Source organism: Kinneretia sp. DJ1R-11 (genome assembly GCF_025717595.1).
Lineage (GTDB): Bacteria > Pseudomonadota > Gammaproteobacteria > Burkholderiales > Burkholderiaceae_C > Paucibacter_A.
This window is the reverse complement of the sequence record NZ_JAJIRR010000007.1, coordinates 86,564-108,687: the sequence shown is the minus strand read 5'-3', so window position 1 is coordinate 108,687 and position 22,124 is coordinate 86,564. Positions and strand designations below refer to the sequence as shown.

General features: G+C 65.8%; 16 protein-coding genes. 13 read left to right on the top strand and 3 right to left on the bottom strand.

The annotated features are described in order from the left end of the window. Positions 1–48 precede the first annotated feature (48 nt). The 3 genes from LNV23_RS13385 (at position 49) to LNV23_RS13375 (ending at position 2,211) form a co-directional block, all read left to right on the top strand. The gene (locus tag LNV23_RS13385; protein ID WP_263563428.1) at positions 49–1,341 is read left to right on the top strand and encodes an ABC transporter ATP-binding protein; all 1,293 of its coding nucleotides are present in this window, start codon (positions 49–51) and stop codon (positions 1,339–1,341) included. Between the two features lie 149 nt (positions 1,342–1,490). Further along, positions 1,491–1,775 carry a YMGG-like glycine zipper-containing protein gene (locus tag LNV23_RS13380; protein ID WP_263563427.1) on the top strand — a complete coding sequence of 95 codons (285 nt, stop codon included), beginning with the start codon at positions 1,491–1,493 and terminating at the stop codon, positions 1,773–1,775. Positions 1,776–1,782: 7 nt separating this feature from the next. Beyond that, complete coding sequence (locus LNV23_RS13375) at positions 1,783–2,211, top strand: hypothetical protein (RefSeq protein ID WP_263563426.1); 429 nt, start codon at positions 1,783–1,785, stop codon at positions 2,209–2,211. 21 nt (positions 2,212–2,232) lie between these two features. Here the strand turns inward: LNV23_RS13375 and LNV23_RS13370 are convergent, their stop codons facing one another. The 3 genes from LNV23_RS13370 to LNV23_RS13360 all read right to left on the bottom strand — a co-directional run bounded on the left by LNV23_RS13370 (position 2,233) and on the right by LNV23_RS13360 (position 5,828). Beyond that, positions 2,233–3,534 (bottom strand): ABC transporter substrate-binding protein, encoded by a 1,302-nt coding sequence (locus LNV23_RS13370; RefSeq protein ID WP_263563425.1) that lies wholly within the window; start codon positions 3,532–3,534, stop codon positions 2,233–2,235. Positions 3,535–3,654: 120 nt separating this feature from the next. Beyond that, positions 3,655–5,136, bottom strand: a complete 1,482-nt coding sequence (locus LNV23_RS13365) for a sensor histidine kinase (RefSeq protein WP_263563424.1) — start codon at positions 5,134–5,136, stop codon at positions 3,655–3,657. Beyond that, on the bottom strand, positions 5,133–5,828 hold the full coding sequence (locus LNV23_RS13360; RefSeq protein ID WP_263563423.1) for a response regulator transcription factor: 696 nt from the start codon (positions 5,826–5,828) through the stop codon (positions 5,133–5,135). Before LNV23_RS13360 ends, LNV23_RS13365 begins: the two co-directional genes overlap by 4 nt. A gap of 177 nt (positions 5,829–6,005) precedes the next feature. Here LNV23_RS13360 and LNV23_RS13355 point away from each other — a divergent pair, with 177 nt between their 5' ends. The 10 genes from LNV23_RS13355 to LNV23_RS13310 all read left to right on the top strand — a co-directional run bounded on the left by LNV23_RS13355 (position 6,006) and on the right by LNV23_RS13310 (position 22,116). After that, complete coding sequence (locus LNV23_RS13355; RefSeq protein ID WP_263563422.1) at positions 6,006–8,768, top strand: TonB-dependent receptor; 2,763 nt, start codon at positions 6,006–6,008, stop codon at positions 8,766–8,768. An 89-nt stretch (positions 8,769–8,857) separates the two neighbouring features. After that, the gene (locus tag LNV23_RS13350; protein ID WP_263563421.1) at positions 8,858–11,431 is read left to right on the top strand and encodes a cellulase family glycosylhydrolase; all 2,574 of its coding nucleotides are present in this window, start codon (positions 8,858–8,860) and stop codon (positions 11,429–11,431) included. An 83-nt stretch (positions 11,432–11,514) separates the two neighbouring features. Next, positions 11,515–14,076 carry a glycoside hydrolase family 3 protein gene (locus tag LNV23_RS13345; RefSeq protein WP_263563420.1) on the top strand — a complete coding sequence of 854 codons (2,562 nt, stop codon included), beginning with the start codon at positions 11,515–11,517 and terminating at the stop codon, positions 14,074–14,076. Positions 14,077–14,078: 2 nt separating this feature from the next. After that, on the top strand, positions 14,079–15,458 hold the full coding sequence (locus tag LNV23_RS13340; protein ID WP_263563419.1) for a GH1 family beta-glucosidase: 1,380 nt from the start codon (positions 14,079–14,081) through the stop codon (positions 15,456–15,458). Next, the gene (locus LNV23_RS13335) at positions 15,455–16,732 is read left to right on the top strand and encodes an ABC transporter substrate-binding protein (protein ID WP_263563418.1); all 1,278 of its coding nucleotides are present in this window, start codon (positions 15,455–15,457) and stop codon (positions 16,730–16,732) included. The genes LNV23_RS13340 and LNV23_RS13335 overlap by 4 nt, the downstream gene beginning before the upstream one ends. A 13-nt stretch (positions 16,733–16,745) precedes the next feature. Next, the gene (locus LNV23_RS13330) at positions 16,746–17,657 is read left to right on the top strand and encodes a carbohydrate ABC transporter permease (RefSeq protein ID WP_263563417.1); all 912 of its coding nucleotides are present in this window, start codon (positions 16,746–16,748) and stop codon (positions 17,655–17,657) included. Next, complete coding sequence (locus LNV23_RS13325; protein WP_411910578.1) at positions 17,654–18,562, top strand: carbohydrate ABC transporter permease; 909 nt, start codon at positions 17,654–17,656, stop codon at positions 18,560–18,562. The genes LNV23_RS13330 and LNV23_RS13325 overlap by 4 nt, the downstream gene beginning before the upstream one ends. An 11-nt stretch (positions 18,563–18,573) precedes the next feature. Continuing rightward, positions 18,574–19,683 (top strand): ABC transporter ATP-binding protein, encoded by a 1,110-nt coding sequence (locus LNV23_RS13320; RefSeq protein ID WP_263563416.1) that lies wholly within the window; start codon positions 18,574–18,576, stop codon positions 19,681–19,683. Positions 19,684–19,747: 64 nt separating this feature from the next. Next, on the top strand, positions 19,748–21,271 hold the full coding sequence (locus LNV23_RS13315) for a tryptophan halogenase family protein (protein WP_263563415.1): 1,524 nt from the start codon (positions 19,748–19,750) through the stop codon (positions 21,269–21,271). Positions 21,272–21,276: 5 nt separating this feature from the next. After that, positions 21,277–22,116, top strand: coding sequence for an endonuclease/exonuclease/phosphatase family protein (locus LNV23_RS13310; RefSeq protein WP_263563414.1), 840 nt, complete (start codon positions 21,277–21,279; stop codon positions 22,114–22,116). The last annotated feature ends 8 nt before the right edge of the window (positions 22,117–22,124 follow it).

Sequence of the window (22,124 nt, the reverse complement as noted above, 5' to 3'; positions counted from 1 at the left end):
GACGAACGATGAACCGATCTCATGAAACTGCGTGAACCAGGTCCTGCCATGAACCCATTGATCGAACTGAAGCAGGTGGCCAAGAGCTTCAAATCGGCCGACGGCAGCGCGCGTGCGGTGCTGGAGCAGGTGGACTTTCGCCTGGACGAGGGCGAGATCGTCGCCTTGCTGGGCCAGTCGGGCTCGGGCAAGTCGACCCTGCTGCGCATCATGGCCGGCCTGATCCCGGCCGATGCCGGCGAGGTGCACTACCGCGGCCTGCCCCTGTTCGGCCCGGCCCATGGCATTGCCATGGTGTTCCAGTCCTTTGCGCTGTTTCCCTGGCTGACGGTACAACAGAATGTCGAGTTAGGCCTGGAGGCGCGCGGTGTCGCGGCGGACGAGCGCGCGCGGCGTGCCGAGGCTGCCATTGCCCTGATCGGCCTGGCTGGTTTCGAGGGTGCCTTGCCGCGCGAGCTCTCGGGCGGCATGCGCCAGCGCGTCGGCCTGGCCCGCGCCCTGGTCACCGAGCCGGCTGTTCTGTTGATGGACGAGGCCTTCTCGGCCCTGGATGTGTTGACCGGTGAGCGCCTGCGCAACGAGATCCTGGCGCTCTGGCAAGGCGGCCAGATGCCCACGCAAGCCATGCTGGTGGTCTCGCACAATATCGAAGAGGCGGTGATGATGGCCGACCGGGTGCTGATTTTTTCCAGCAATCCAGGCCGCGTCCGTGCCGAGCTGCCGATCAGCCTGCCGCGACCACGCCACCCCGACAGCCCCGAGGTGCGACTGCTGATCGACGAGGTCTATGGCCTGATGACCGCCGGCGCCAAACCCAGCGGCAGCGCCGAGCCTTTGCGCCCGCATCTGTCCGACCGCCTGCCGGCCGCCGATGTCGGCCATATGGAAAGCCTGCTCGAGCTGCTGGCCGACGAGCGCTTCTCCGGCCGCGCCGATCTGCCGCAGCTGGCCGAGGAGAGCGAGCTGGTCGACGAAGCCTTGCTGCCGCTGGCCGACGCCCTGAACCGCCTGGGCCTGGCGCAGCTGGAGCGCGGCGACCTTTTGATCACGCCCCTGGGCCAGCACTATGTCGATGGCGACCATGAGTTCCGGCGCGAGATCTTCGGCCAGCAGCTGCTGGCCCATGTGCCCATTGCCGCCTTCATCCGCCACAGCCTGGAGCAGGAGCCCCAGGGGCAGCTGCGCCAGGAGCCTTTCCTGAAGCTGCTGCGCGAAAGCATGGAGGCCCACGAGGCCGAGCGCGTGCTCAAGGTGGCTGTGGAATGGGCGCGTTACGGCGAGGTGTTCGAGTACAACTTCCACACCGGCATGATCCACCTGCCGGAGTCGGGCGAGGCTTGAGGCGGCAAGGGCTGGCAATAGCCCTTTGATCCCGGCGCGATCTTGAGCTGCGCCGTCGTTTGCTTCGTGGGCTTGCAGACAGACGAATGACTGAGTCGGCTTCATTCTGGCGCTGCGGCCAAGCGGGTCGCTCAAGCTGGAGCATGTTCATGCGCAAGATGCGGAAGATTCCAACCGGCTGGGGCAGGCTCTTGCGCCTGCTGCCGACAGGGGCGCTGGTGCTGAGCCTGGCGGCCTGTGCCGGCATGTCGCAGCGCGAGCGTGATATGGCCGTAGGCGCGGGTGTGGGCGCCGTGGGCGGGGCGGTGCTGACGGGCGGGAGCACCGTGGGCACGGTCGGTGGCGCGGCCGTCGGTGCCATCGTCGGCAGCGAGATCGATCGCAACAAAAAGCGTGAACGCAAGCAACCACCACCGGTCCAGGATGTCGAGTGAGTACGCCATGAAAACCATGTCAACTGGCTCTCGGTATCTGGCAGCCTGCGGCCTTGCACTCGGACTAGGCGCCTGCTTCGCGGCACCACTGCTTGTTGATCAACAGGCCCAGCGGCAGCAAGAGCAGCGCGCCGCCTGTCTCGACGGCAGCAGCGGCCAAGAGCCACGCAGCTGTTTGAAAGAAATGGTGGCCGCCCGAGCGGCGGCGCGCAAGGGCGAGTTGGACAACGGCGAGTCCCCCGCGGCCTTGCGGGCCAACGCCTTGAAGCGCTGCCAACTCCTCGGCGTCGAGGACAAGCCGGCCTGCGAAGCACTGGCGCGCCATGAAGGCGAGGCCTCTGGCTCGGTGCGTGGTGGCGGTCAGTTGCGCCAGATCACCGTACGCCAGACCGCGCCACCCAGCCCGGCGGCCGCCTCGTCGGCGAAGGCACCTTGAGTCGCAGGCCCCAAGCGCGGTTCACTTCGCCCGAGTCGCCTCGACCATTCGCTTCATCGCCTCGGCCGCGCTCATCTTGTCGCTGTTCCAGTACTGGCTCACCGCATCCTTGAGCGCCCACTCGATGGCCGAGGGCGCCGCCATGCCGTTGGCGATCGAGGGCAGCAAGGAGGCCGATTTGGCGGCGGCGTTGAAGTCCAGGGCCGAGGCCTTGGCGCAGTCGTCGAAGCGATCCATCTTCATCCCCAGGCGCACCGGGATGCTGCCCTTGCTGAGGTTGAAGGCCTCCTGAAACTCGGGCGACATGACGGCGCTGGCCAGGTCTTTCTGCGCCGCGCTGTTGGCGGGGTTCTTGAGCTTGAACATGGCAAAGGAATCGACCACGTAGATGAAGCTCTTGGCCGTGCCCGGCGCCGGCGTGCAGATGAAGCCCTTGCCGGGCTGGCTGCCGGCGGCCAGGAACTCGCCCTTGGCCCAGTCGCCCATCAGCTGCATCGCTGCCTCGCCCTTGATGACCATGGCGGTGGCCAGGTTCCAGTCGCGCCCGGGGGCGTTGCGGTCGGTGTAAGGCTTGATGCGCTTGTAGGTTGTCAGCACCTTCTCCATGGTCGGGCCGTTCAACTCGGCCGCCTCGCGCAGCACAAAGGCCTTGCGGTAGAAATCGGCGCCGCCGACGCCGATGGCCACGGTCTCCAGCAGGGTCAGGTCTTGCCAGCTCTGGCCGCCATGGGCCAGGGCGATCACACCGGCCTTTTTCAGAGTCTCGGCCGCGGCGAAGAACTCGTCCCAGCTGTTGGGCACTTTGGCGCCGGTGCGGGCAAACACGGCCGGGTTGACCCAGAGCCAGTTGACCCGGTGCACATTGACCGGCACGGCGATGTAATCGCCGCGGTACTTCATCTGATCGCTGACCACCTGGGGCAGCAACTCATCCCAGTGTTCGGCCCGGGCCACTTCGTTGATGCTGGTCAGCACGCCCTCGCGCGCCCAGGCTTGCAGCGAAGGCCCTTTGATTTGGGCCGCGGCCGGCGCATTGCCTGAGACCACGCGCGAGCGCAGCACGGTGATGGCGGAATCGCCGCCGCTGCCGGCCACGGCGAAATCCTTCCAGCTGTGGCCCTTGGCCTGCATGCTGGCCTTGAGCGCCAGAGCGGCGCGCGCTTCGCCGCCACTGGTCCACCAGTGCAGCACTTCGATATCGCCGGCCTGCGCCTGGCGAAGCAAGCCCGGCTGCAGCAGCGTGCTCAGCAGCAGGGCCGCCGCCGTCAGCCTGCTGGTGCTGTTGCGGCGGCGACTCGGCCCCAGGGCGGGATTCGGTTTCATTGGCAGGTCCCCATCTGGGGCCAAGTGCCGCGACATGAGAAGACGCAGCGGCCCTGGCCTCCATTAATTATTAACATGAAATTAACAGTTTGCCTGCTGAATGCACCGGCGGTGAGCGGGCTATCCCTGAATTGCCGCCGGCAGGCAGACCCGCGCGAGGCAGCCCAAGGGGGGCTGGGCCTGCACCGGCCGCAAGGACACGCGGCCGGCATGGCGCTCGACGATTTCGCGCACGATGGCCAGGCCCAGGCCGCAGCCGGTGCCGTCGTGCGTGGCGCGCACAAAGCGTTCGAACACATGCTCGCATTCGTTCTCGGGCAGACCCGGGCCGTTGTCCTCGACCTCCAGAAGCACCTGGCCGTCGCTCAAGCTGACGCGCACCGTGACGCTGGCGCCGCGGCCGGCGTAGCGGATGGCGTTGTCGATCAGATTGACCAGGGCCTCGCGCAGCAAGGACTCGAAGCCGCGCACCGGGCAGGGGCTGCTCGGCTCGCCGGATTCGAAGCCGAGGTCGATGCCTGCCGCCAGTGCACGAGGCACCATCTCGGTTGTCACTTCGCGCGCCAGCTGGCGCAGGTCCAGGGTGCTGCGCGCCTGCTGGCTGGCCGATTCGGGCTCTGCCCGCGCCAGGCTCAGCAACTGATTGACCAGATGGGCGCTGCGCGTGGCGCTGCTGTGCACCAGTTGCAGCCGGGCCTTCAGGGCCGGGTCCTGGGCGTCCAGCAAGGCCAGCTCGGTCTGGCTCTTGAGCCCGGCCAGGGGCGTGCGCAGTTGGTGGGCGGCGTCGCTGATGAAGCGCTTTTGCGCCACCACATTGTGGTTGACCTCGACCAGCAGGCTGTTCATGGCCAGGGCCAAGGAGCGCACCTCGGGCGGCGCGTCGTTGATCTTGATGGGCGTCAGGTCATTGGCGGCGCGGCCTTCGACCTGGCTCTGCAAGACCGCCAGAGGTCGCAGCCCGGTGCGCACGCCGGCCCAGACGATCATGGTCATCAAGGCCATCAGGGCGGACAGGGGCAAGACGGTGTCGAGCAGGATCTGCCGCGCCAAGGCTTCGCGGTTGGTGCTGGAGCGGGCCACCTGGACCAGCATGCTTTGGCCTGGCGAATCGGGCGTGCCATAACGCAGCAGCAGGGCGGCGACGCGCAGGCGCTGCGGTTCTTCGGTCTTGGCGGGGCCGCTGGCCGGGCTGTCGGCCGCGCTGCCGGGGCCGCCTTCATCGTTGGCCGCCAGCTTGCCGTTGTAAAAGAAGGGCTCGCCATAGACCGGCTTGGCGCCGCGCGGCAGCGGCGGCAAATTGCGGTTGCCGAGGATGAACTGGCCCGGCGGCATGCTGACGGTGTAGAGCACTCGGTCGCTGGGGTCGGCCTCCAGAATGTCTTGCGCGGCACGCGGGAAGTCGATGAACAGGCCGTTGTCCAGGGGTTTGACCTGGCGCGCCAGGGTGCGCGAGGTCTGCGAGAGGCTGGCGTCGATGGTGGTGTTGGCGTAGTGCTCGGCCAGCTTGTAGGTGAACAGCGCGGCTGCCAGCCACAGCACCACCTGGGGCATCAAGAGCCAGACGAAGAGCTGGCGGTGCAGGGAGCGCGCGCTGGTGCTCATGGCGCGGCGGGCGCTCCGCCGGCACTGCTGTCGGCCTCCAGCAGATAGCCCAGGCCGCGCACGGTGCGAATCTGCAGTCCCGAGCCTTCCAGCTTGCGGCGCAGGCGGTGGATGTAGACCTCGACCGAATTGCCGCCGCCGTTCTCGCCGCGGTCCTGCGCCCAAGCGGCCACGATCTGCTCCTTGGTGACCACGCGGTCGCGCTCTTGCAGCAGCAGGTCCAGCAGCAGCCACTCACGCGGGCTCAGCTCCAGCGTCTCGCCTTGCACGCTGGCGCGGCGGGCGGCGCGGTCGAAATTCAGCTGCGCCAGGTCCTGGCCTGCCGCCAGCGGCCGGCCGCGGCGCAGCAGGGCGTGCAGACGCGCTTGCAGCTCCGGGAAGTCAAAGGGTTTGGTCAGGTAATCGTCGGCGCCGGCGTTCAGGCCCGAGACCCGGTCGTCGAGGCTGTCCAGCGCCGTCAGCACCAGCACCGGCAGGCCGCGCCGCGCAGCGCGCAGGCGCTTGAGCACGGTCAGGCCGTCCACCATGGGCAGGCCCAGGTCGAGGATGGCGATGTCGTAGCTGTTCTTGAGCAGGAGGTACTCGGCCACCGCGCCATTGGGCGCGTGTTCCACCTCGAAGCCGCTGCGCCGCAATTGCACGGTCAGGGCATCGGCCAGGATGGCATCGTCTTCGGCAAGCAAGAGGTTCATGGCGGCGGGCAGCTGGAGGGTGGTGATTTCATCAATTCAAGGGTTAATACCGAATTAATGAAACATTAACATCGTTAAGAATCCGTTTCAGTTTCAGCGATTCATAACAGGTCAGTGTAATGTCCGATCGCTGTTGCCTCAGCCCTGCCCAAGGTCAGTCACAGGAGACAAACCGACATGAACCATCCCAAGCAATACAGCAGCGTGTGCCGGCGCACCTCGGCTTTGCAGATCAGCCCGGTCGCCGCCGCTTGCGTGACCTTGCTGATCGCAGCGCAATCCGCGCAGGCGCAGGTGGCCACAGCGCCCGCAGCGACGAAAGCTGAAAGCAATCAGCAACTGGAGACCGTGGTCGTCAGCGGCATCCGCCGCGGCATCGAGGCTTCGGTCGCATCCAAGCGCAATGCCGACTCCATCGTCGAGGTGATCTCGGCCGAGGACATCGGCAAGCTGCCCGACGTCAGCATCGCGGAGTCGCTCTCGCGCCTGCCTGGCTTGACGGCGCAGCGCGTCGACGGCCGCGCCCAAGGCATCCAGGTGCGGGGCTTGGCGGGCAATTACGCCGGCACCTTGCTCAATGGCCGCGAAATGGTCAGCACCAGCGACAACCGCGGTGTGGAGTTCGACCAGTTTCCGTCCGAGCTGCTCAGCGCCGTCAAGGTCTACAAGACACCGGACGCCAGCCTGGTCGGCCAGGGCCTGGCCGGCACCATCGACATGCAGACCGTGCGCCCGCTCAATTTCGGCGGCCGCCAGCTGGTCATGAACGCCCGCGCTGAACGCAACTCCAACGGCCAGGTCACGCCCGGCCCCGGTGCCAGCGGCAACCGCCTGAGCGCGTCCTATATCGACCAATTTGCCGACCGCACCCTCGGTCTGGCCATTGGCTTCGCCCACCTCGATTCGCCGGGGCAAGAGACCCATTACAAATCCTGGTGGTGGGCCGACACCGGCCCCTGGGGTGACCAGGTGCCTGGCGTGCCCAAGGGCGTGGCAACCTTGAACGGTTTCGAAGACACCGTCACCGCGTCCAAGCAAGTGCGGGACGGCTTGATGGCGGCACTCGAATACAAGCCCAACGACAAATTCCACAGCGTGCTGGACCTGTACTACAGCAAGTTCAAGCAGGAGCGCAATTACCGCGGCCTGATGTCGAATCTCGGTGCCACCTGGAATGCGGCCACCGAGCCGCAGTACTCGAACGTCAAGGTGGGCGAGATCAACGGCGATCAGTTCGTGACCAGCGCCACGGTGGGCAATCTGAAGCCGGTTCATCTGAGCCAGCACAACACCCGCGACGACGACATCGCCGCCGTCGGCTGGAACAACAAATGGAAGCTGGGCGAGAACTGGGTGGCCGTGGCCGACCTCAGCTACTCGCGCGCCAAACGGCAAGAGCAGTTCATGGAGCTGAGCGCCGGTGCGCCCGGCACCACCTCGCTGGGCATCGATGTGCAGACCGGCAGCGGCATCTCGCAGGTCAGCACCCAGTTCAACTACGCCGACGCCAGCAAGCTGCTGCTCAGCGACCCGGGCGGCTGGGGCCGTGACGGCCGCAGCAACTACCCGATGTCGAACGACGAGATCAAGGCCTTGCGCCTGTCGGCCAAACGCGATTTGACCGGCTTCTTCAGCAGCGTGGAGTTGGGGCTGAACCTCAACGAGCGCAGCAAAGACGTCGACATGATGGAGTACCAGCTCAATCTGAAGAACGGTCGCGCGCCGATCGCGGTGCCCGCCAGTTTCTTGCTGGGCAACAGCTCGCTGGCCTTCGGCGGCATTCCGGCCATCGTGTCCTATGACGTGATGGGCGTGAAGGACGCGCTCTACACCCAGACCGAAATCGGTGCGGACCAGACTTTTGCGCGCCACTACGGCGTGTCCGAGAAGGTCAACACAGCCTATGTGCAGGGCAATATCGACACCAGCTTGTTCGGCCAGCCCTTGCGCGGCAATCTGGGTCTGCAGTATGTGCGCACCAGCCAGGAATCGAACGGCTTTGTCTGGGACGGCTCCAAGGCTGTGCCCATCACCGGCGGCACCAGCTATGGCCGCATGCTGCCCAGTTTGAATCTGGTGTCGGAGCTGCCCGCCAACACCATCGTCCGCTTCGGCCTGGCGCGTTCCAACGCCCGCCCGCGCATGAATGACATGCGTGCCGGCTTCACAGGTGTCGGCGTCGATGCGACCACCAAGACCTGGAACGGCAGCGGCGGCAACCCGACGCTCAAGCCCTGGTTGGCGGACTCGGTGGACTTGTCCTTCGAGAAGTACATCGGCAAGCGCAGCTACCTGTCCTACGCGATCTTCCACAAGCATCTGCTGAACTTCATCGGCTCGGGCACGGTGCAGTACGACTTCACCGGCTTCCCCAACACCGGCAAGCCGCCCGTCGTGCCGATCAGCAATATCGGCAACCTGACCACCTTGCAAAACGGCAACGGCGGCATGGTGGCGGGCTTTGAAGTGGCCGCTTCGCTGGAAGCGGCGATGCTGACGCCGATCTTGGACGGCTTTGGCGTGGTGGCCAGCTATTCGAAGACGCGCAGCAACCTCAATGACGATGGCTTCAAGAACGGCATCGACGGCCTCTCCGGCGTGGTGCGCAGCCTGACCGGCTACTACGAGAAGCACGGCTTCTCGGCCCGCATCAGCCAGCGCTACCGCTCGGACTACAGCGCCAAGACCCGCGGCATCTTCTACTCCGAGGCGATCAGCAATATCAACTCGGAGACGGTGACCGATATGCAGATCGGCTATAGCTTTGAGACCGGCAGCCTCAAGGGCCTGGGTTTGCTGCTGCAGGTCAACAACCTGACCGACGAGCCCTATCGCACCAGCGTCAGCGTCGGCAATGCCAAGAACCCGGACAACCTGATGCCCGAGCGCTACACGACCTACGGCCGCCAAGTCTTGCTGGGCGCGAGCTACAAGTTCTGACGCCAACCGGCAGGTGTACGGCCCGCCAGCGCCACCCCGGCGCTGGCGCTTTCTGATGGCTGCACGCTGGACAGAGAACTGGGATCCCCATGTCACTGAATTTCGCTCGCAAACATGTCGCCGCAGTCCAGGGCTTCATTCCCGCCTGGTGCTTGCTGGCCGTTCTGGCCTTGTCGGCCTGTGGTGGCTCGTCTTCGGGCGGCACACCGCCGGCCCCGGTCCCGACGCCGCCGCCGGCGGAAGAGGGGCTGACCCTGCTGCGCAGCCAAGGCGCGCAATGGGTCAAGGCCAGCGGCACGCCGGTCGCACTCAAGGGCAGCAATCTGGGCAACTGGCTGGTCCAGGAGTTCTGGATGATGGACCAGGGCGCCACCGGCGTGGTGGACCAATGCACGCTGGAGGCCAAGCTCAGCGAGCGCTTCGGCCATGCCGAGAAAGAGCGCCTGATCGCCCTTTACCGCGACAACTGGATGAAGGAGCGCGACTGGGATCAGCTCAAGGCCTTCGGCTTCAACATCGTGCGCCTGCCGATTCTCTGGAGCGTGATCGAGGATGAAAAAAAGCCCAAGACCCTGCGCGCCGATGCCTGGAAATACCTGGACTGGTCGATTGCCGAGGCCAAGAAGCGCGGCGTCTACGTGATCCTCGATCTGCACGGTGCCGTCGGTGGCCAGACCCCCAATGACCACACCGGCTGCTCGGGCCAGAACAAGTACTGGAGCAGCAGCGAATACCAGGACCGAACCCGCTGGCTCTGGGAACAAATCGCCACCCGCTACAAGGACGAGCCGGTGGTGGCCGCCTACGACCCGCTCAACGAGCCCTGGGGCTCGACGCCGGAAGACATGGCCACACGTGTCACCGAGCTCTACCAGACCATCCGCAAGATCGACAGCAAGCACATCGTCATGCTGCCCAGTCACTACGGCAATATCGAGGTCTACGGCGACCCGGCGGCCAAGGGCATGAGCAATGTGGCTTTCGAGCTGCACCCCTATCCCGGCCTCTTCGGAGACAGGCCGAACGATAGCGCCTACGACATCCACCGCGATTGGCTGCGCTGCGGCCCGCAAGGGCAGGGCGGCATCTGTGAGTGGAGCAAGAAGACCACGGCGCTCAAGACGCCTTTGTTGATGGGTGAGTTCCAGCCCTGGCAGGGCGCCGGCCTGGAGCTGGGCGGCAAGCTGGGTCGTGCCACGTATGACAGCTACGCCGCCAAAGGCTTTGCCTCGACCAGTTGGTCCTACAAGATCGTCAGCGCGCAGGGCGGCCATGGCCGCGGCACCTGGGGCTTGGTGACCAACGCCGTGGACAGCAGCAAGGACGGCGGCCTGGGCCTGCTGGCCAAGGCCAGCAGCTGGGACTGCGCCGGTTGGAACAGCAGCCTGGCCACGGCCTGCGCGCGCAGCCCGGGCACGATCAAGATCGGCGGCAGCGGCGCCAAGACCTACTACCTGGTGGTCAAGACCGGCGCCACCGGCAATGGCCGGCCCGATGTCAGCTATGACAAGCTCAGCCTGGTGAACGAAGCCAGCAAGGCCGAGATGCTGAGCAACGGTGAGTTCGGCAGCAGCAATGGCTGGACCCCACTGAACATCAGCGGCAGCCTGGGCCTGGACTTCAACGCCCGCAACAGCAGCCAAATACCGACGGGCGGCGAGGGCGCGGTGCTGCGCGTCACCCGGCCTGCCGGCGTGAGCGGGGACATCAATGGTGCGGTCTACCAGGCGGTGACCCTGCAAGGCGGCCAGAGCTACCGTTTCAACGGTGTGTTCAAGGACAACGGCAGCGTGGAAAGCTGGGCCGAGGTCTATCTGCTGGCCCAGCCGCCGGTCGACGGCAAGGATGTGCTCGAGCCCAGCGGCAAGCTGGACTTCAACACGGCATCCTTGGCCGAGATCGAAGCCCTGTTCAAGAGCTTTGGCACGCAGGCTTTGGAGCCTCATCCGGGCTTGCTGCAGCAGTTGAACGGCACGGGCACCACGCTCTACACCTTGCCCGCACGTCCGACCGGGCTCAAGCTCAGCACCAGCAGTGCCGGCGTCAGCCTGAGCTGGGCGGCCAATGCCGAAGCGGACCTCAGCGGCTACAAGGTGTACCGCAGCACCCAGCCCGGCGACAGCGCCAAGGCGGTGCTGCTGGCCGAGGGCTTGAAAACCCCGGCCTATGTCGACAGCACAGCCCAGCCCGGTCAGCGCTACTTCTACACCGTGGCCGCGACCGACCCAGAGGACGAAAGCTACCGCAGCGATGAGCTCGGCAGCAACAGCGAGGCGGTCGTCTTGCCGGCCCGCATCGAGGCCGAGGCCTACACCGCCATGTCCGGCATCCAGCTGGAGGACTGCAGCGATGTGGGCGGCGGCAAGAATGTCGGCCACTTCGAACCCGATCGCTTCATCGAGTTCAAGGTCTCGGTGGCCAGCGCGGCCAACTTTGTCATCGACTACCGCCTGGCCTCGGCCAACGGCAGCACCGGCTTTGAAGTCTGGCTGGGCGAGAGCAAGCTGGACAGTCTGGCTGTGCCCAACACCGGTGGTTGGCAGACCTGGAAGACCTACAGCAGTCCGGTGATCCGGATCCCGGCCGGCACGCACAGCCTGCGCATCAAGTCGGTCGGCAAGGAATGGAACATCAACTACATCGAGGTGAAGGCCGCGAACTGAGGGTAAGGCGCCATAGGGAACAGCCGGGGTCTGCCCGGATACTCCAGACGAGCACCTGAACGCGACTTTTGAGGGAAAGAACCATGCATCCAGCCCCAGCCCCTGTCCGTCGGCATGTGCCAAGCCTCCTGGCTTGCGCGGCCGCCTTGTTCTGCGCCACCGGCCCGGCCGAGGCTGCGCCGCGCCTGCTGAAAGACTGGCCCGCCGTGAAAAGCGCGGTCGTCGCCGACCCGGCCATGGAGGCGCGCATCCGGTCCATCGTCGCTGGCATGAGCTTGGCGGAGAAGGTCGGGCAGATGACGCAGCCCGAGATCAAGTACATCACGCCCGAGGAGGCGGGCCGTTATCACATCGGCTCGGTGCTCAATGGTGGCGGTGCCTGGCCGGGCAACAAGCGCGAGGCGACGGTGGGCGAATGGGTGGCGCTGTCCCAGGCTTACCACGAGGCCTTGATGGGCAGCGGCGCGCGCACGCCCATTCCCATCATCTGGGGCACGGATGCCGTGCACGGCCATGGCAATGTGCGCGGCGCCACCTTGTTCCCGCACAACATCGGCCTGGGCGCCGCCGGTGACGCGGCCTTGGTGGAAGAGATCGGCGCGGCCACGGCGCGCGCGGTGCGCGCCACCGGCATCCAGTGGGTGTTCGCACCGACTTTGGCCGTCGCACAGGATGCGCGCTGGGGCCGTACCTATGAGAGTTTCTCCGCCGACCCCATGGTGGTGGCGCGCCTGGGTGCCGCATCGGTGCGCGGTCTGCAAGGCCGGCTCGGCGACAGCAGCCGGGTGGTGGCCACGGCCAAGCACTTCATCGGCGACGGCAGCACCGAGTTCGGCCGCGACCAGGGCCACAGCCTGGTCAGCCGTTCGCAGATGATCAATGTGCACGGGCAGGGCTACTACGCCACCTTGGCGACCGGTGTGCAGACGGTCATGGCCTCCTTCCACAGCTGGACCGATGTGGCTGCCAAGCCGGGTGCCCAGGACTACGGCAAGATGCACGGCAGCCATGAGCTGCTGACCGTGGCCTTGAAGCAGAAGATGGGTTTTGACGGCCTGGTCGTGTCCGACTGGAACGGCATCAGCCAGGTGCCCGGTTGCCGAGACAGCAGCTGCCCGCAGGCCATCAAGGCCGGCATCGACATGGTGATGGTGCCCGAGGACTGGCGTGCCTTCATCCAGAACACCATAGCCCAGGTCGAGCGCGGTGAGATCCCGATGTCGCGCATCGACGATGCGGTGACGCGCATTCTGCGCGTCAAGCTGCGCGCCGGCCTGTTCGAGACCTCGCCGCGCCAAAGCGTGGTGGCCGGTAGACCTGAGGCCTTGCTGGCCCGCGATCTGGCTCGTCGTGCCGTGCGCCAGACCCTGGTGCTGCTGAAGAACGAGCGTGGCGCGCTGCCGCTGGCCCAGGGCAAGCGCATCCTGGTGGTCGGCAAGAGCGCCGACAGCCTGGCCAACCAGGCCGGCGGCTGGAGCATGACCTGGCAGGGCACGGACACGCAGAACGCTGACTTCCCGGCTTCTCAGTCCATCTTGTCGGGCATTCGTGAGCTTGCCGGTGCGGCGCATGTGAGCTTCAGCGCCGATGGCGCCGGTGTGGACCCGCGCCAGTTCGATGCCGTCATTGCCGTCATCGGCGAGACGCCCTACGCCGAAGGGGTGGGCGACATCTCGCCCTCCAGCACCCTGCAGCACAGCCGGCGCTACCCGGAAGATCTGGCCGTGCTGCGCGCCGTCAGCGGCCGCGGTGTGCCGGTGATCAGCGTCTTCCTGAGTGGCCGCACGGTCTACGCGAATGACTTGCTCAACCTGTCCGATGCCTTCGTCGCCGCCTGGTTGCCGGGCAGCGAAGGTGCGGGCGTGGCCGATCTCTTGTTCAAGAACGCGGCCGGTCAGCCGGCGCAGGACTTCCGCGCCAAGCTGCCCTTTGCCTGGCCCTCGGCGCCTTGCGTCAGCGCCAAGAGCCCACCCTTGTTCAAGCCGGGCTATGGCCTCAGCTATGCCAAGCCGGGTGCCGTGCGGCAGCTGCCGGTCAGCGAACGCAGCGGCGGCTGCGATGTCTCCAAAGAGCTGTTGATCTTCCGCCAGACGGGGCAGGGCCCGTACCAGATGCATGTCGGCAGCCCCAGCGGCGCCTGGCCCAACCGCGGCCTCGGTTCCGACCTCAATGCCGTGCTGGAGGCCCCGGCCGATCGGCCCGCCGTCCGTGTCTCGACCAGCCAGATCAACACCCAGCAAGACGCCAAGCGCCTGGTCTGGATGGGGCCGGCCACCTTCCACATCGGCTCCAACCAGCAGGCGGACTTGACCGTCTATCCCGCACCCGCCCTGGTGTTTGACCTGCTGCCCGAGCAGGCGCCGCAAGGACCGGTGCGCCTGCGCATGGAATGCGGCCCGGGCTGCGGCGGCACGCTGGACTTGCAGCGTGTGCTCAGCGCTTTGCCTAACGGTCAGCGCCACAGCCTGAAGATCCCGCTCGCCTGCTTCGCCGCCCAAGGTGCGGATCTGAGCCGCATCGGCTCGCCCTTCAGCCTGACGGCCGATGCACCGTTCGCCGCCGCCTTCGCCAACATCCGCGTCCGGGCCGGCGCCGCCCAAGAGCCCGATGCGCTGAACTGCGCCCAATTTTCTCCCGTCCCCTGAACATGACTTCCAAGAACGACAACTCCTCCAGCGGCACTGTCTTGCGCCGCGATTTCCCGCCTGACTTCCGCTGGGGCTGCTCCACCTCGTCCTACCAGATCGAGGGCGCGGTGCATGAAGACGGCCGCGGCGAATCCATCTGGGACCGCTTCTGCAGCGAAGCCGGCCGCATCCGCGACGGCAGCAGTGGCGCCGTGGCCTGCGACCACTACCACCGCTGGCCCGAAGATCTCGACATGGCGAAGCAACTGGGCGTCAATGCCTACCGCTTCTCCATCGCCTGGCCGCGCCTGCTGCCGCAAGGTCGGGGTGCCGTCAATGAAAAGGGTTTGGATTTCTATTCCCGCCTGGTCGACGGCATGCTGGAGCGCGGCCTGCAGCCCTGGGCCACGCTCTACCACTGGGATCTGCCTCAGGCCTTGCAAGAGCAGGGCGGCTGGGCCAACCGGGCCACGGTGGATGCCTTCCTCGAGTACACGGAGCTGGTCGCGCGCCGCCTGGGTGACCGGGTCAAGCACTGGATCACCCACAACGAGCCCTATTGCACCGCCTTCCTCGGCAACTTCGAGGGCAACCATGCGCCGGGGCTGAAGGACCACAAGACCGCCTTGCTGGTCTGCCACCACCTGCTGCTCTCGCACGGCCGCGCTGTGCCCCTGATCAAGCGCCTGGTGCCCGATGCGAACGTGGGCATCACCCTGAGCCTGCACCCGATCTCGCCGGCCAGCGACAGTGCCGAGGATGCCGCCGCCGCGATCCGCCACGACGGCCTGCGCAACCGCTGGTTCCTGGACCCCCTGCACGGCCGCGGCTACCCCGAGGATGTGCTGGCCTTGCTGGGTTCTGATGCGCCGCAGCTGCTCAGCCATGACCTGCGCGAGATTGCCACGCCCACCGATTTCCTGGGCGTCAATTACTACTTCCCTGAGCGGATAGCAAACGCCCCGGGCGTGGCGCCCATCGCCACCCGCGTGGTCGAGACGCCTGATGTGGAGCGCACGGCGTTTGGCTGGGAGGTGGACCCGGAAGGCATGGTCACCCTGCTGACCCGCATCCAGCGCGACTACGCGCCGTCCTGCGTCTACCTGACCGAGAACGGTTCGACCTTCGAGGACGAGATGCTGCCCGATGGCCGTGTCGAGGATGTGCAGCGCCGCAGCTATCTGCAGCGCCATCTGGCCGCCGCCGAGCGCGCCATGGCGGCCGGCGTGCCCTTGAAAGGCTATTTCGCCTGGAGCTTGCTCGACAACTTTGAATGGGCCGAGGGCTATCTGCGCCGCTTCGGTTTGAGCTACGTCGACTTTGAAACCCAGCAACGTACCCTGAAGGCCAGCGGCCAGTGGTATGCCCAGTTCCTGCAGCCTGGAGAGGCGGACCGATGAAACACGCGAACCATGTCTGGGGCAAGCTGGCCCTCTTGCTCGCCGCAACTGGCGCTGCCTCAGCGGCCCAGGCGCAGACCAAGCCGGCTGCCACTCCCGCTGCAGCACCGCTGAAGGCTGAAGTCATCCACTGGTGGACCTCGGGCGGCGAGTCGGCCGCCGTCAAGGCCCTGGCCGACGCCTATAGCGCCGCCGGTGGCGCCTGGAAGGACACGGCCGTGGCCTTGGGCGAGCAGGCACGCTCGGTGGCGATCAACCGCATCATCGGCGGCAACCCGCCGACCGCCGCCCAGTTCAACACCTCCAAGCAATTCCTCGATGTGGTGGACCAGGGCTTGCTGAACAATATCGACGAGGCCGCCGCCGCCGGCAAATGGGAGCAGGTCCTGCCCGAGACGGTGCTCAAGGTCATCAAGGTCAAGGGCCATTTCTATGCCGCGCCGGTCAACATCCACATGCCGGCCTGGATCTGGACCTCCAAGGCCGCCTTCAAGAAGGCTGGCATCGCGGCTGAGCCCAAGACCATGGACGAGCTCTTTGCCGCGCTCGACAAGCTCAAGGCCGCGGGCCTGATCGGCCTGGCCCATGGCGGCCAGCCTTGGCAAGACAACACGGTGTTCGCCGCCGTGCTCAGCAACGTCGGCGGCCGCGAGCTCTACCTCAAGGTGATGCGCGACCGCGACCCCAAGGCCATCATGTCACCCGAGTTCAAGAACGTGCTGCTGAGCTTCAAACGCTTGCAGAGCTATGTGGACAAGGGCTCTCCGGGCCGGAACTGGAACGATGCCACCGCCTTGCTGATCAATGGCAAGGCCGGTGTGCAGTTCATGGGCGATTGGGCCAAGGGCGAGTTCGCCCTGGCCAAGCAGGAAGCCGGGCGCGACTACGGCTGCATCGCCGGCTTCGGCCCCAACTCGCCCTACATCATCCAGGGTGATGTCTTGGTCTTCCCCAAGACCAACCAGCCCGAGGCCATCAAGGCGCAGAAGCTGCTGGCCACCGTGGCCACCTCACCGGCCACGCAGATTGCCTTCAGCATCAAGAAGGGCTCCATCCCGGCGCGCAGCGATGTCGATGCCAGCCAGCTCGATGTCTGCGGCCAGCAGGGCGTGGCCATCATGAAGGACAAGTCGCGGCACCTGGGCAATGGCGAGGTCTACCTGACGCCGGATCAAAACGGCGCCATGCAGGACATCGTTACTGCTTACTGGAACCGCAACATCCCGGTCGAGAAAGTGCAGAAAGACCTGATCTCTGCGCTCAACAGCAACTGATGGCCAGCCACTGATGTCGAGCAAACCACGGCTTTCAATCTTCCGCAGGCTCACACCCTGGGCGGCCTTGCTGCCCATGGCGCTGACGGTGCTGCTGGGCTACCTCGGTGCCGTGCTGTGGAGCCTGCGCGTTTCGCTCAGCAGCTCTCGCACCTTCCCCAAGGACGACTTCGTCGGCCTGGCCCAGTACGAGCGCCTGTTCGGTAACGAGCGCTGGCTGCTCTCGCTCGAGAACCTGGCCGTTTACGGTCTGCTCTTCATCGGGGCTTGCATGGTGATCGGCTTCTTGCTGGCCGTGTTCATCGACCAGAAGGTGCGCGGCGAAGGGCTCTTGCGCACCATCTTTCTTTATCCCTACGCCATGTCCTTCGTGGCCACCGGTCTGGTCTGGCAATGGGTGCTGAACCCGAGCGACGGCATCCAGCAGGCCGTCCGGCAGATGGGCTTCGAGAACTTCACATTCGACTGGATCATCGACCAGGACAAGGTCATCTACACCGTGGTGATTGCCTCGGTCTGGCAAGCCTCGGGCCTGGTGATGGCGCTGCTGCTGGCCGGCCTGCGCGGCATCGATGAGGACATCTGGAAGGCCGCCCGCATCGACGGCATCAAGCCCTGGCGTGTCTACCTGTCCATCGTCCTGCCCATGCTCGGCGCTTCGTTCGCCACCGTTTTCGTGCTGCTTTTCACTGCGGCGGTCAAGGTGTTCGATGCCGTGGCGGCCATGACCCAGGGCGGGCCCGGCACGGCCAGCGATGTGCCGGCCAAATTCATCATGGACCACCTCTTCGGCCGCGCCAATGTGGCCCTGGCTTCGGCCGGCGCCATCGTGCTGCTGCTGACCGTGCTGGCCCTGGTGGCCCCGTTTTTCTACGCCCGGAGCCGCAAGGCGATGAGCAAGCCGATTAAGGGGAGGGGCGCATGAGCCACGCAGCCATTGCAATGAAAGCCCAAGCGGCCCGTCGCGCCCAGGCGCGGGGGCGCTTCAATCCGGCCCGCTGGGGTATCTATGCCTTCTTGTTGACCGCGGCCCTGTTCTTCCTGGCCCCGCTCTACATCATGCTGGTCACCTCCTTCAAGACCATGGAGGAGATCCGCCTGGGCCAGCTTTTCGCCCTGCCCATGGCGGCCACGCTGGAGCCCTGGCGTGCGGCCTGGAGCGAGGTCTGCACGGGGGTGTCCTGCGAGGGCATCAGCGCCGGTTTCTGGAACTCGGTCGCCATCGTCGTGCCCAGCACCATCCTGCCGGTCTTGATCGGCGCCTTGAACGGCTACGCGCTGAGTTTCTGGCGGCCACGCGGCGCCAATGTGCTGTTCGGCATCCTGATGCTGGGCGCCTTCATTCCCGTGCAGGTGATGATTTACCCGCTGGTCAAGGTGATGGCGGCCGTGGGCCTCTACAGCTCGCTGCCCGGCATCGTGGCCGTGCACCTGATCTTCAGCATGCCGGTGATGACCTTGCTGTTCCGTAACTACTACAGCGCCATTCCGCAGGAGTTGTTCAAGGCGGCGCGCATCGACGGAGGCGGCTTCTGGCGCATCTTTGTCCAGCTGATGCTGCCCATGTCCACGCCCATCATCGTGGTCGCGGCCATCATGCAGGTGACCGGGGTCTGGAACGACTACATCCTCGGCCTGGTCTTCGCCGGCCGCGAGCATCTGCCGATGACGGTGCAGCTGAACAACGTCATCAACACCACCACGGGTGAGCGGCTTTACAACGTGAACATGGCAGCCACCATCCTCACCTCCATGGTGCCGCTGCTGGTCTATTTCGTCTCCGGACGCTGGTTTGTGCGCGGCATTGCGGCCGGCGCGGTCAAAGGTTGATTGAGAGAACAATGATGACAACGACGAGCCCACAGCCCAAGAGTGGTGTCAGCATCCGCGAGCTGTGCATTCGCTTCGACGGCAACGAGGTCATCAAGGGCCTGAATCTGGAAATTCATGAGGGCGAGTTCCTGGTCTTGCTCGGCCCCTCGGGTTGCGGCAAGTCCACCTTGCTGCACAGCATTGCCGGGCTGACGGAGTTCGAGAGCATCGCCGAAGGCACCGTGGAAATTGGCGGTCAGGACATGACCTTCGCCGACCCCAGCGAGCGCGGCATCGGCATGGTGTTCCAGTCCTATGCCCTCTACCCGACCATGACGGTGGAGAAGAATATGTCCTTCGGCCTGCGCGTCGGCGGCTGCCCCAAGGACGAGGTGCAGCGCCGCGTGCAGCGGGTGGCGGCGATGTTGCAGCTGGAGGCCTTGCTGCAGCGCAAGCCAGCGCAGCTGTCGGGCGGCCAGCGCCAGCGCGTGGCCATCGGCCGTGCCCTGGTGCGCGAGGCCGCGGTGTTGCTGTTCGACGAGCCCTTGTCCAATTTGGATGCCAAGCTGCGCGGCGAACTGCGCCGCGAGTTGAAGCTGCTGCACAAGACGCTCGGCTCGACCATGATCTACGTCACCCATGACCAGGTCGAGGCCATGACCCTGGCCAGCCGCATTGTGGTGATGCGCGCTGGGGTGATCCAGCAGATCGGCGCGCCGACCGAGGTCTATGAGCGCCCCGCCAATTTGTTTGTCGCCGGCTTTCTGGGCGCACCGGGCATGAATTTCGTGGCCGGCAAGCTGTTGCGCCATGCCAGCGGCGGTCTGTCCCTGGCCGGTGGCTTGAACGTCGACTTGACGAACTATCCCTTTCAGCAGCCCCCGCAGCATCAGCAGGAGGTGCTGCTGGGCATACGGCCCGAGCATGTGCGCCTTGATCCAGGTGGCGCATGGCTGGGCTCGGTGCATCTGATCGAGCCCATGGGCAACCACCAGGTGGTCTGGCTCAAGTCGGGCAGCCAACTGCTGGCGGCCATCGTCGAAGACCATGTGCAGCTGCAGCCCGATCAGGAGCTGGGCTTCGACCTGGACCTGGCACGCGCTTCCCTGTTCGATCAGCGCAGCGAACAGCGGCTCTGAGGCGTCGCGTTCTCCAGCCCCTTTTTTTTACACTTCTCATGCCAGGTCTGGCGGAGCTGTTCCCATGAGCGTACACACCTTGCGCCGCATCGTCATTGCGGGCGGCGGCACGGCGGGTTGGATGAGCGCTGCGGCGCTGTCCACGCTGCTGCCGGCGGACTGCCAGATTCATCTGGTCGAATCGGAGGAGATTGGCAGCATCGGCGTCGGCGAAGCCACCATCCCGAACATCAAGAATTTCAATGCCGCCCTGGGCATCGATGAGAACGAGTTCATCCGCGCCACGCAAGGCACCTTCAAGCTCGGCATCGAATTCGTCAACTGGGGGGCTTTGGGCGAGCGCTACATCCATGGCTTCGGCAGCTTCGGCCAGGACTTCGGTCGGGTCGGCTTCTACCAGCAATGGCTGCGCCTGCGCCGCGAAGGCCTGGTGAGCGAGTTGGGCGACTACTCGATCAACACCGCAGCACCCCGCCAGGCCAAGTTCATGCGCGCCCGGCCCGAGATGGCCGGCTCGCCCTTGGCAGACATTGCCAGCGCCTATCAGTTTGACGCCGCGCTCTATGCCCGCTTCCTGCGTCGCCTGGCCGAGCAGCGCGGCGTGATCCGAACCGAGGGGAGGGTGGTCGAGGTGCAGCGGGACGGCTCGCAGGGCCATCTCAGCGCCTTGCTGCTGGACAGCGGCGAACGGATCGAAGGCGACTTCTTCCTCGACTGCACCGGCATGCGGGCCCTGCTGATGGCCCAGACCTTGAAGGTCGGCTATGAGGACTGGTCGCATTGGCTGCCTTGTGACCGGGCGGTCGCCGTGCCCAGTGAATCGGCCGGGCCGCTGCTGCCCATGACCCGGGCCACGGCGCACGATGCCGGCTGGCAGTGGCGCATTCCGCTGCAGCATCGCGTTGGCAACGGCCATGTTTACGCCAGCACCTTCACCACCGACGCGCAAGCGCAGGACCTGCTGCTGCAGCATCTCGACGGCAAACCCCTGGCCGAGCCTAGGCTGATCCATTTCCAGCCGGGCCGGCGTGAGCAGGCCTGGCACCTGAACTGCGTGGCGATTGGCCTGTCCGGCGGCTTTCTGGAACCCCTGGAGTCGACCAGCATCCACCTGATCCAGACGGCGCTGGCGCGACTGATCAGCCTGTTTCCGCACCGTGGTTTCGATGCGGCCGACCGGGCCGAGTACAACCGCCAGACCCAGTTCGAATACGAGCGCATCCGCGACTTCATCATCCTGCACTACAAGGCCACGGCGCGGGACGATTCTCCGTTTTGGGACCACTGCCGCCAGATGGCGGTGCCGGCCACGCTGCAGCACAAGATGGACCTCTACCGCAGCAACGGCCGCATCGTCCGCGAGGGCGATGAGCTGTTTGCCGAACTCAGCTGGTTGCAGGTCATGAACGGCCAAGGCCTACGGCCGCAGGGCTACCACCCGCTGGCCGAGCAAACGCCCAAGGCCGAAGCCCTGGAGCTGATGGCGCATGTGAAGCAGGTGATCGCCCGCTGCGTGCAGGCCATGCCCACCCAGGCCGCCTATATCGCCGAACATTGTCAGGCCGCCAGGCCAGGGAGCAGCGTATGAGATGGATGTTGGCAGTTCTTGCCATGGTGGGCCTGCTGGCCTGCAATATGAGTGCAGCGGCCGGGCCCGGCCCCAGCTTCCACATCGCCAGCTACAACCTGCGCCTGAATCTGGCCTCTGATGGCCCTAACGCCTGGCCCAAGCGTGCCGAAGCCGTCAAGGCCTTGATCCGCTACCATGAGTTCGATGTCTTCGGCACCCAGGAAGGCCTGCCCGAACAGATCGACGAGCTGGCCCGCATGGACGAGTTTGCCCATGTCGGCGTGGGCCGCGACGACGGCAAGCGGGCCGGCGAGCACTCGGCCATCTTCTTTCGCAAAGCCCGCTTCGAGGTGCTGAGTCAGGGCGACTTCTGGCTCAGCCAGACACCTGAGGTGCCGTCCAAGGGCTGGGACGCACGCTGCTGCAATCGCCTGGCCAGCTGGGTGCAGCTGTGCGACCGTGAAAGTCAGCGCCGCTTTTTTGTCTTCTCGGTGCACTTCGACCACGAGGGCGAGCTGGCGCGCAAAGAGTCGGCCCAGCTGCTGCTGCGCAAGGTCAAGGAGATCGCGGGCACGGCGCCGGTGTTCTGCCTCGGCGACTTCAACTCCACGCCCGAGACCGAGCAGATCCAGCGCATGCAGGCCGCGCTGCGCGACGCCTACCTCGTCAGCCAGAGCCCGCCCTACGGCCCGGTGGGCACCTTCAATGCTTTCAAGATCGATGCCGAGATGAAGGCGCGCATCGACTACGTCTTCGTCAGCGCCGGCATCTCGGTGCTCAAGTACGGCGTGCTCAGCGATTCGCTGTCCGGCCGCTTCCCTTCCGATCACCACCCGCTGCTGCTGCGCGTGCGGCTGGATTGAACCTCCAC

Coding starts and splice junctions, on each gene's coding strand:
- LNV23_RS13340 (WP_263563419.1), top strand. CDS start 14,079: ATGACTTCCAAGAACGACAACTCCTCCAGCGGCACTGTCTTGCGCCGC.
- LNV23_RS13310 (WP_263563414.1), top strand. CDS start 21,277: ATGTTGGCAGTTCTTGCCATGGTGGGCCTGCTGGCCTGCAATATGAGT.
- LNV23_RS13380 (WP_263563427.1), top strand. CDS start 1,491: ATGCGCAAGATGCGGAAGATTCCAACCGGCTGGGGCAGGCTCTTGCGC.
- LNV23_RS13345 (WP_263563420.1), top strand. CDS start 11,515: ATGCATCCAGCCCCAGCCCCTGTCCGTCGGCATGTGCCAAGCCTCCTG.
- LNV23_RS13315 (WP_263563415.1), top strand. CDS start 19,748: ATGAGCGTACACACCTTGCGCCGCATCGTCATTGCGGGCGGCGGCACG.
- LNV23_RS13320 (WP_263563416.1), top strand. CDS start 18,574: ATGATGACAACGACGAGCCCACAGCCCAAGAGTGGTGTCAGCATCCGC.
- LNV23_RS13360 (WP_263563423.1), bottom strand. CDS start 5,828: ATGAACCTCTTGCTTGCCGAAGACGATGCCATCCTGGCCGATGCCCTG.
- LNV23_RS13375 (WP_263563426.1), top strand. CDS start 1,783: ATGAAAACCATGTCAACTGGCTCTCGGTATCTGGCAGCCTGCGGCCTT.
- LNV23_RS13335 (WP_263563418.1), top strand. CDS start 15,455: ATGAAACACGCGAACCATGTCTGGGGCAAGCTGGCCCTCTTGCTCGCC.
- LNV23_RS13355 (WP_263563422.1), top strand. CDS start 6,006: ATGAACCATCCCAAGCAATACAGCAGCGTGTGCCGGCGCACCTCGGCT.
- LNV23_RS13365 (WP_263563424.1), bottom strand. CDS start 5,136: ATGAGCACCAGCGCGCGCTCCCTGCACCGCCAGCTCTTCGTCTGGCTC.
- LNV23_RS13325 (WP_411910578.1), top strand. CDS start 17,654: ATGAGCCACGCAGCCATTGCAATGAAAGCCCAAGCGGCCCGTCGCGCC.
- LNV23_RS13370 (WP_263563425.1), bottom strand. CDS start 3,534: ATGAAACCGAATCCCGCCCTGGGGCCGAGTCGCCGCCGCAACAGCACC.
- LNV23_RS13330 (WP_263563417.1), top strand. CDS start 16,746: ATGTCGAGCAAACCACGGCTTTCAATCTTCCGCAGGCTCACACCCTGG.
- LNV23_RS13385 (WP_263563428.1), top strand. CDS start 49: ATGAACCCATTGATCGAACTGAAGCAGGTGGCCAAGAGCTTCAAATCG.
- LNV23_RS13350 (WP_263563421.1), top strand. CDS start 8,858: ATGTCACTGAATTTCGCTCGCAAACATGTCGCCGCAGTCCAGGGCTTC.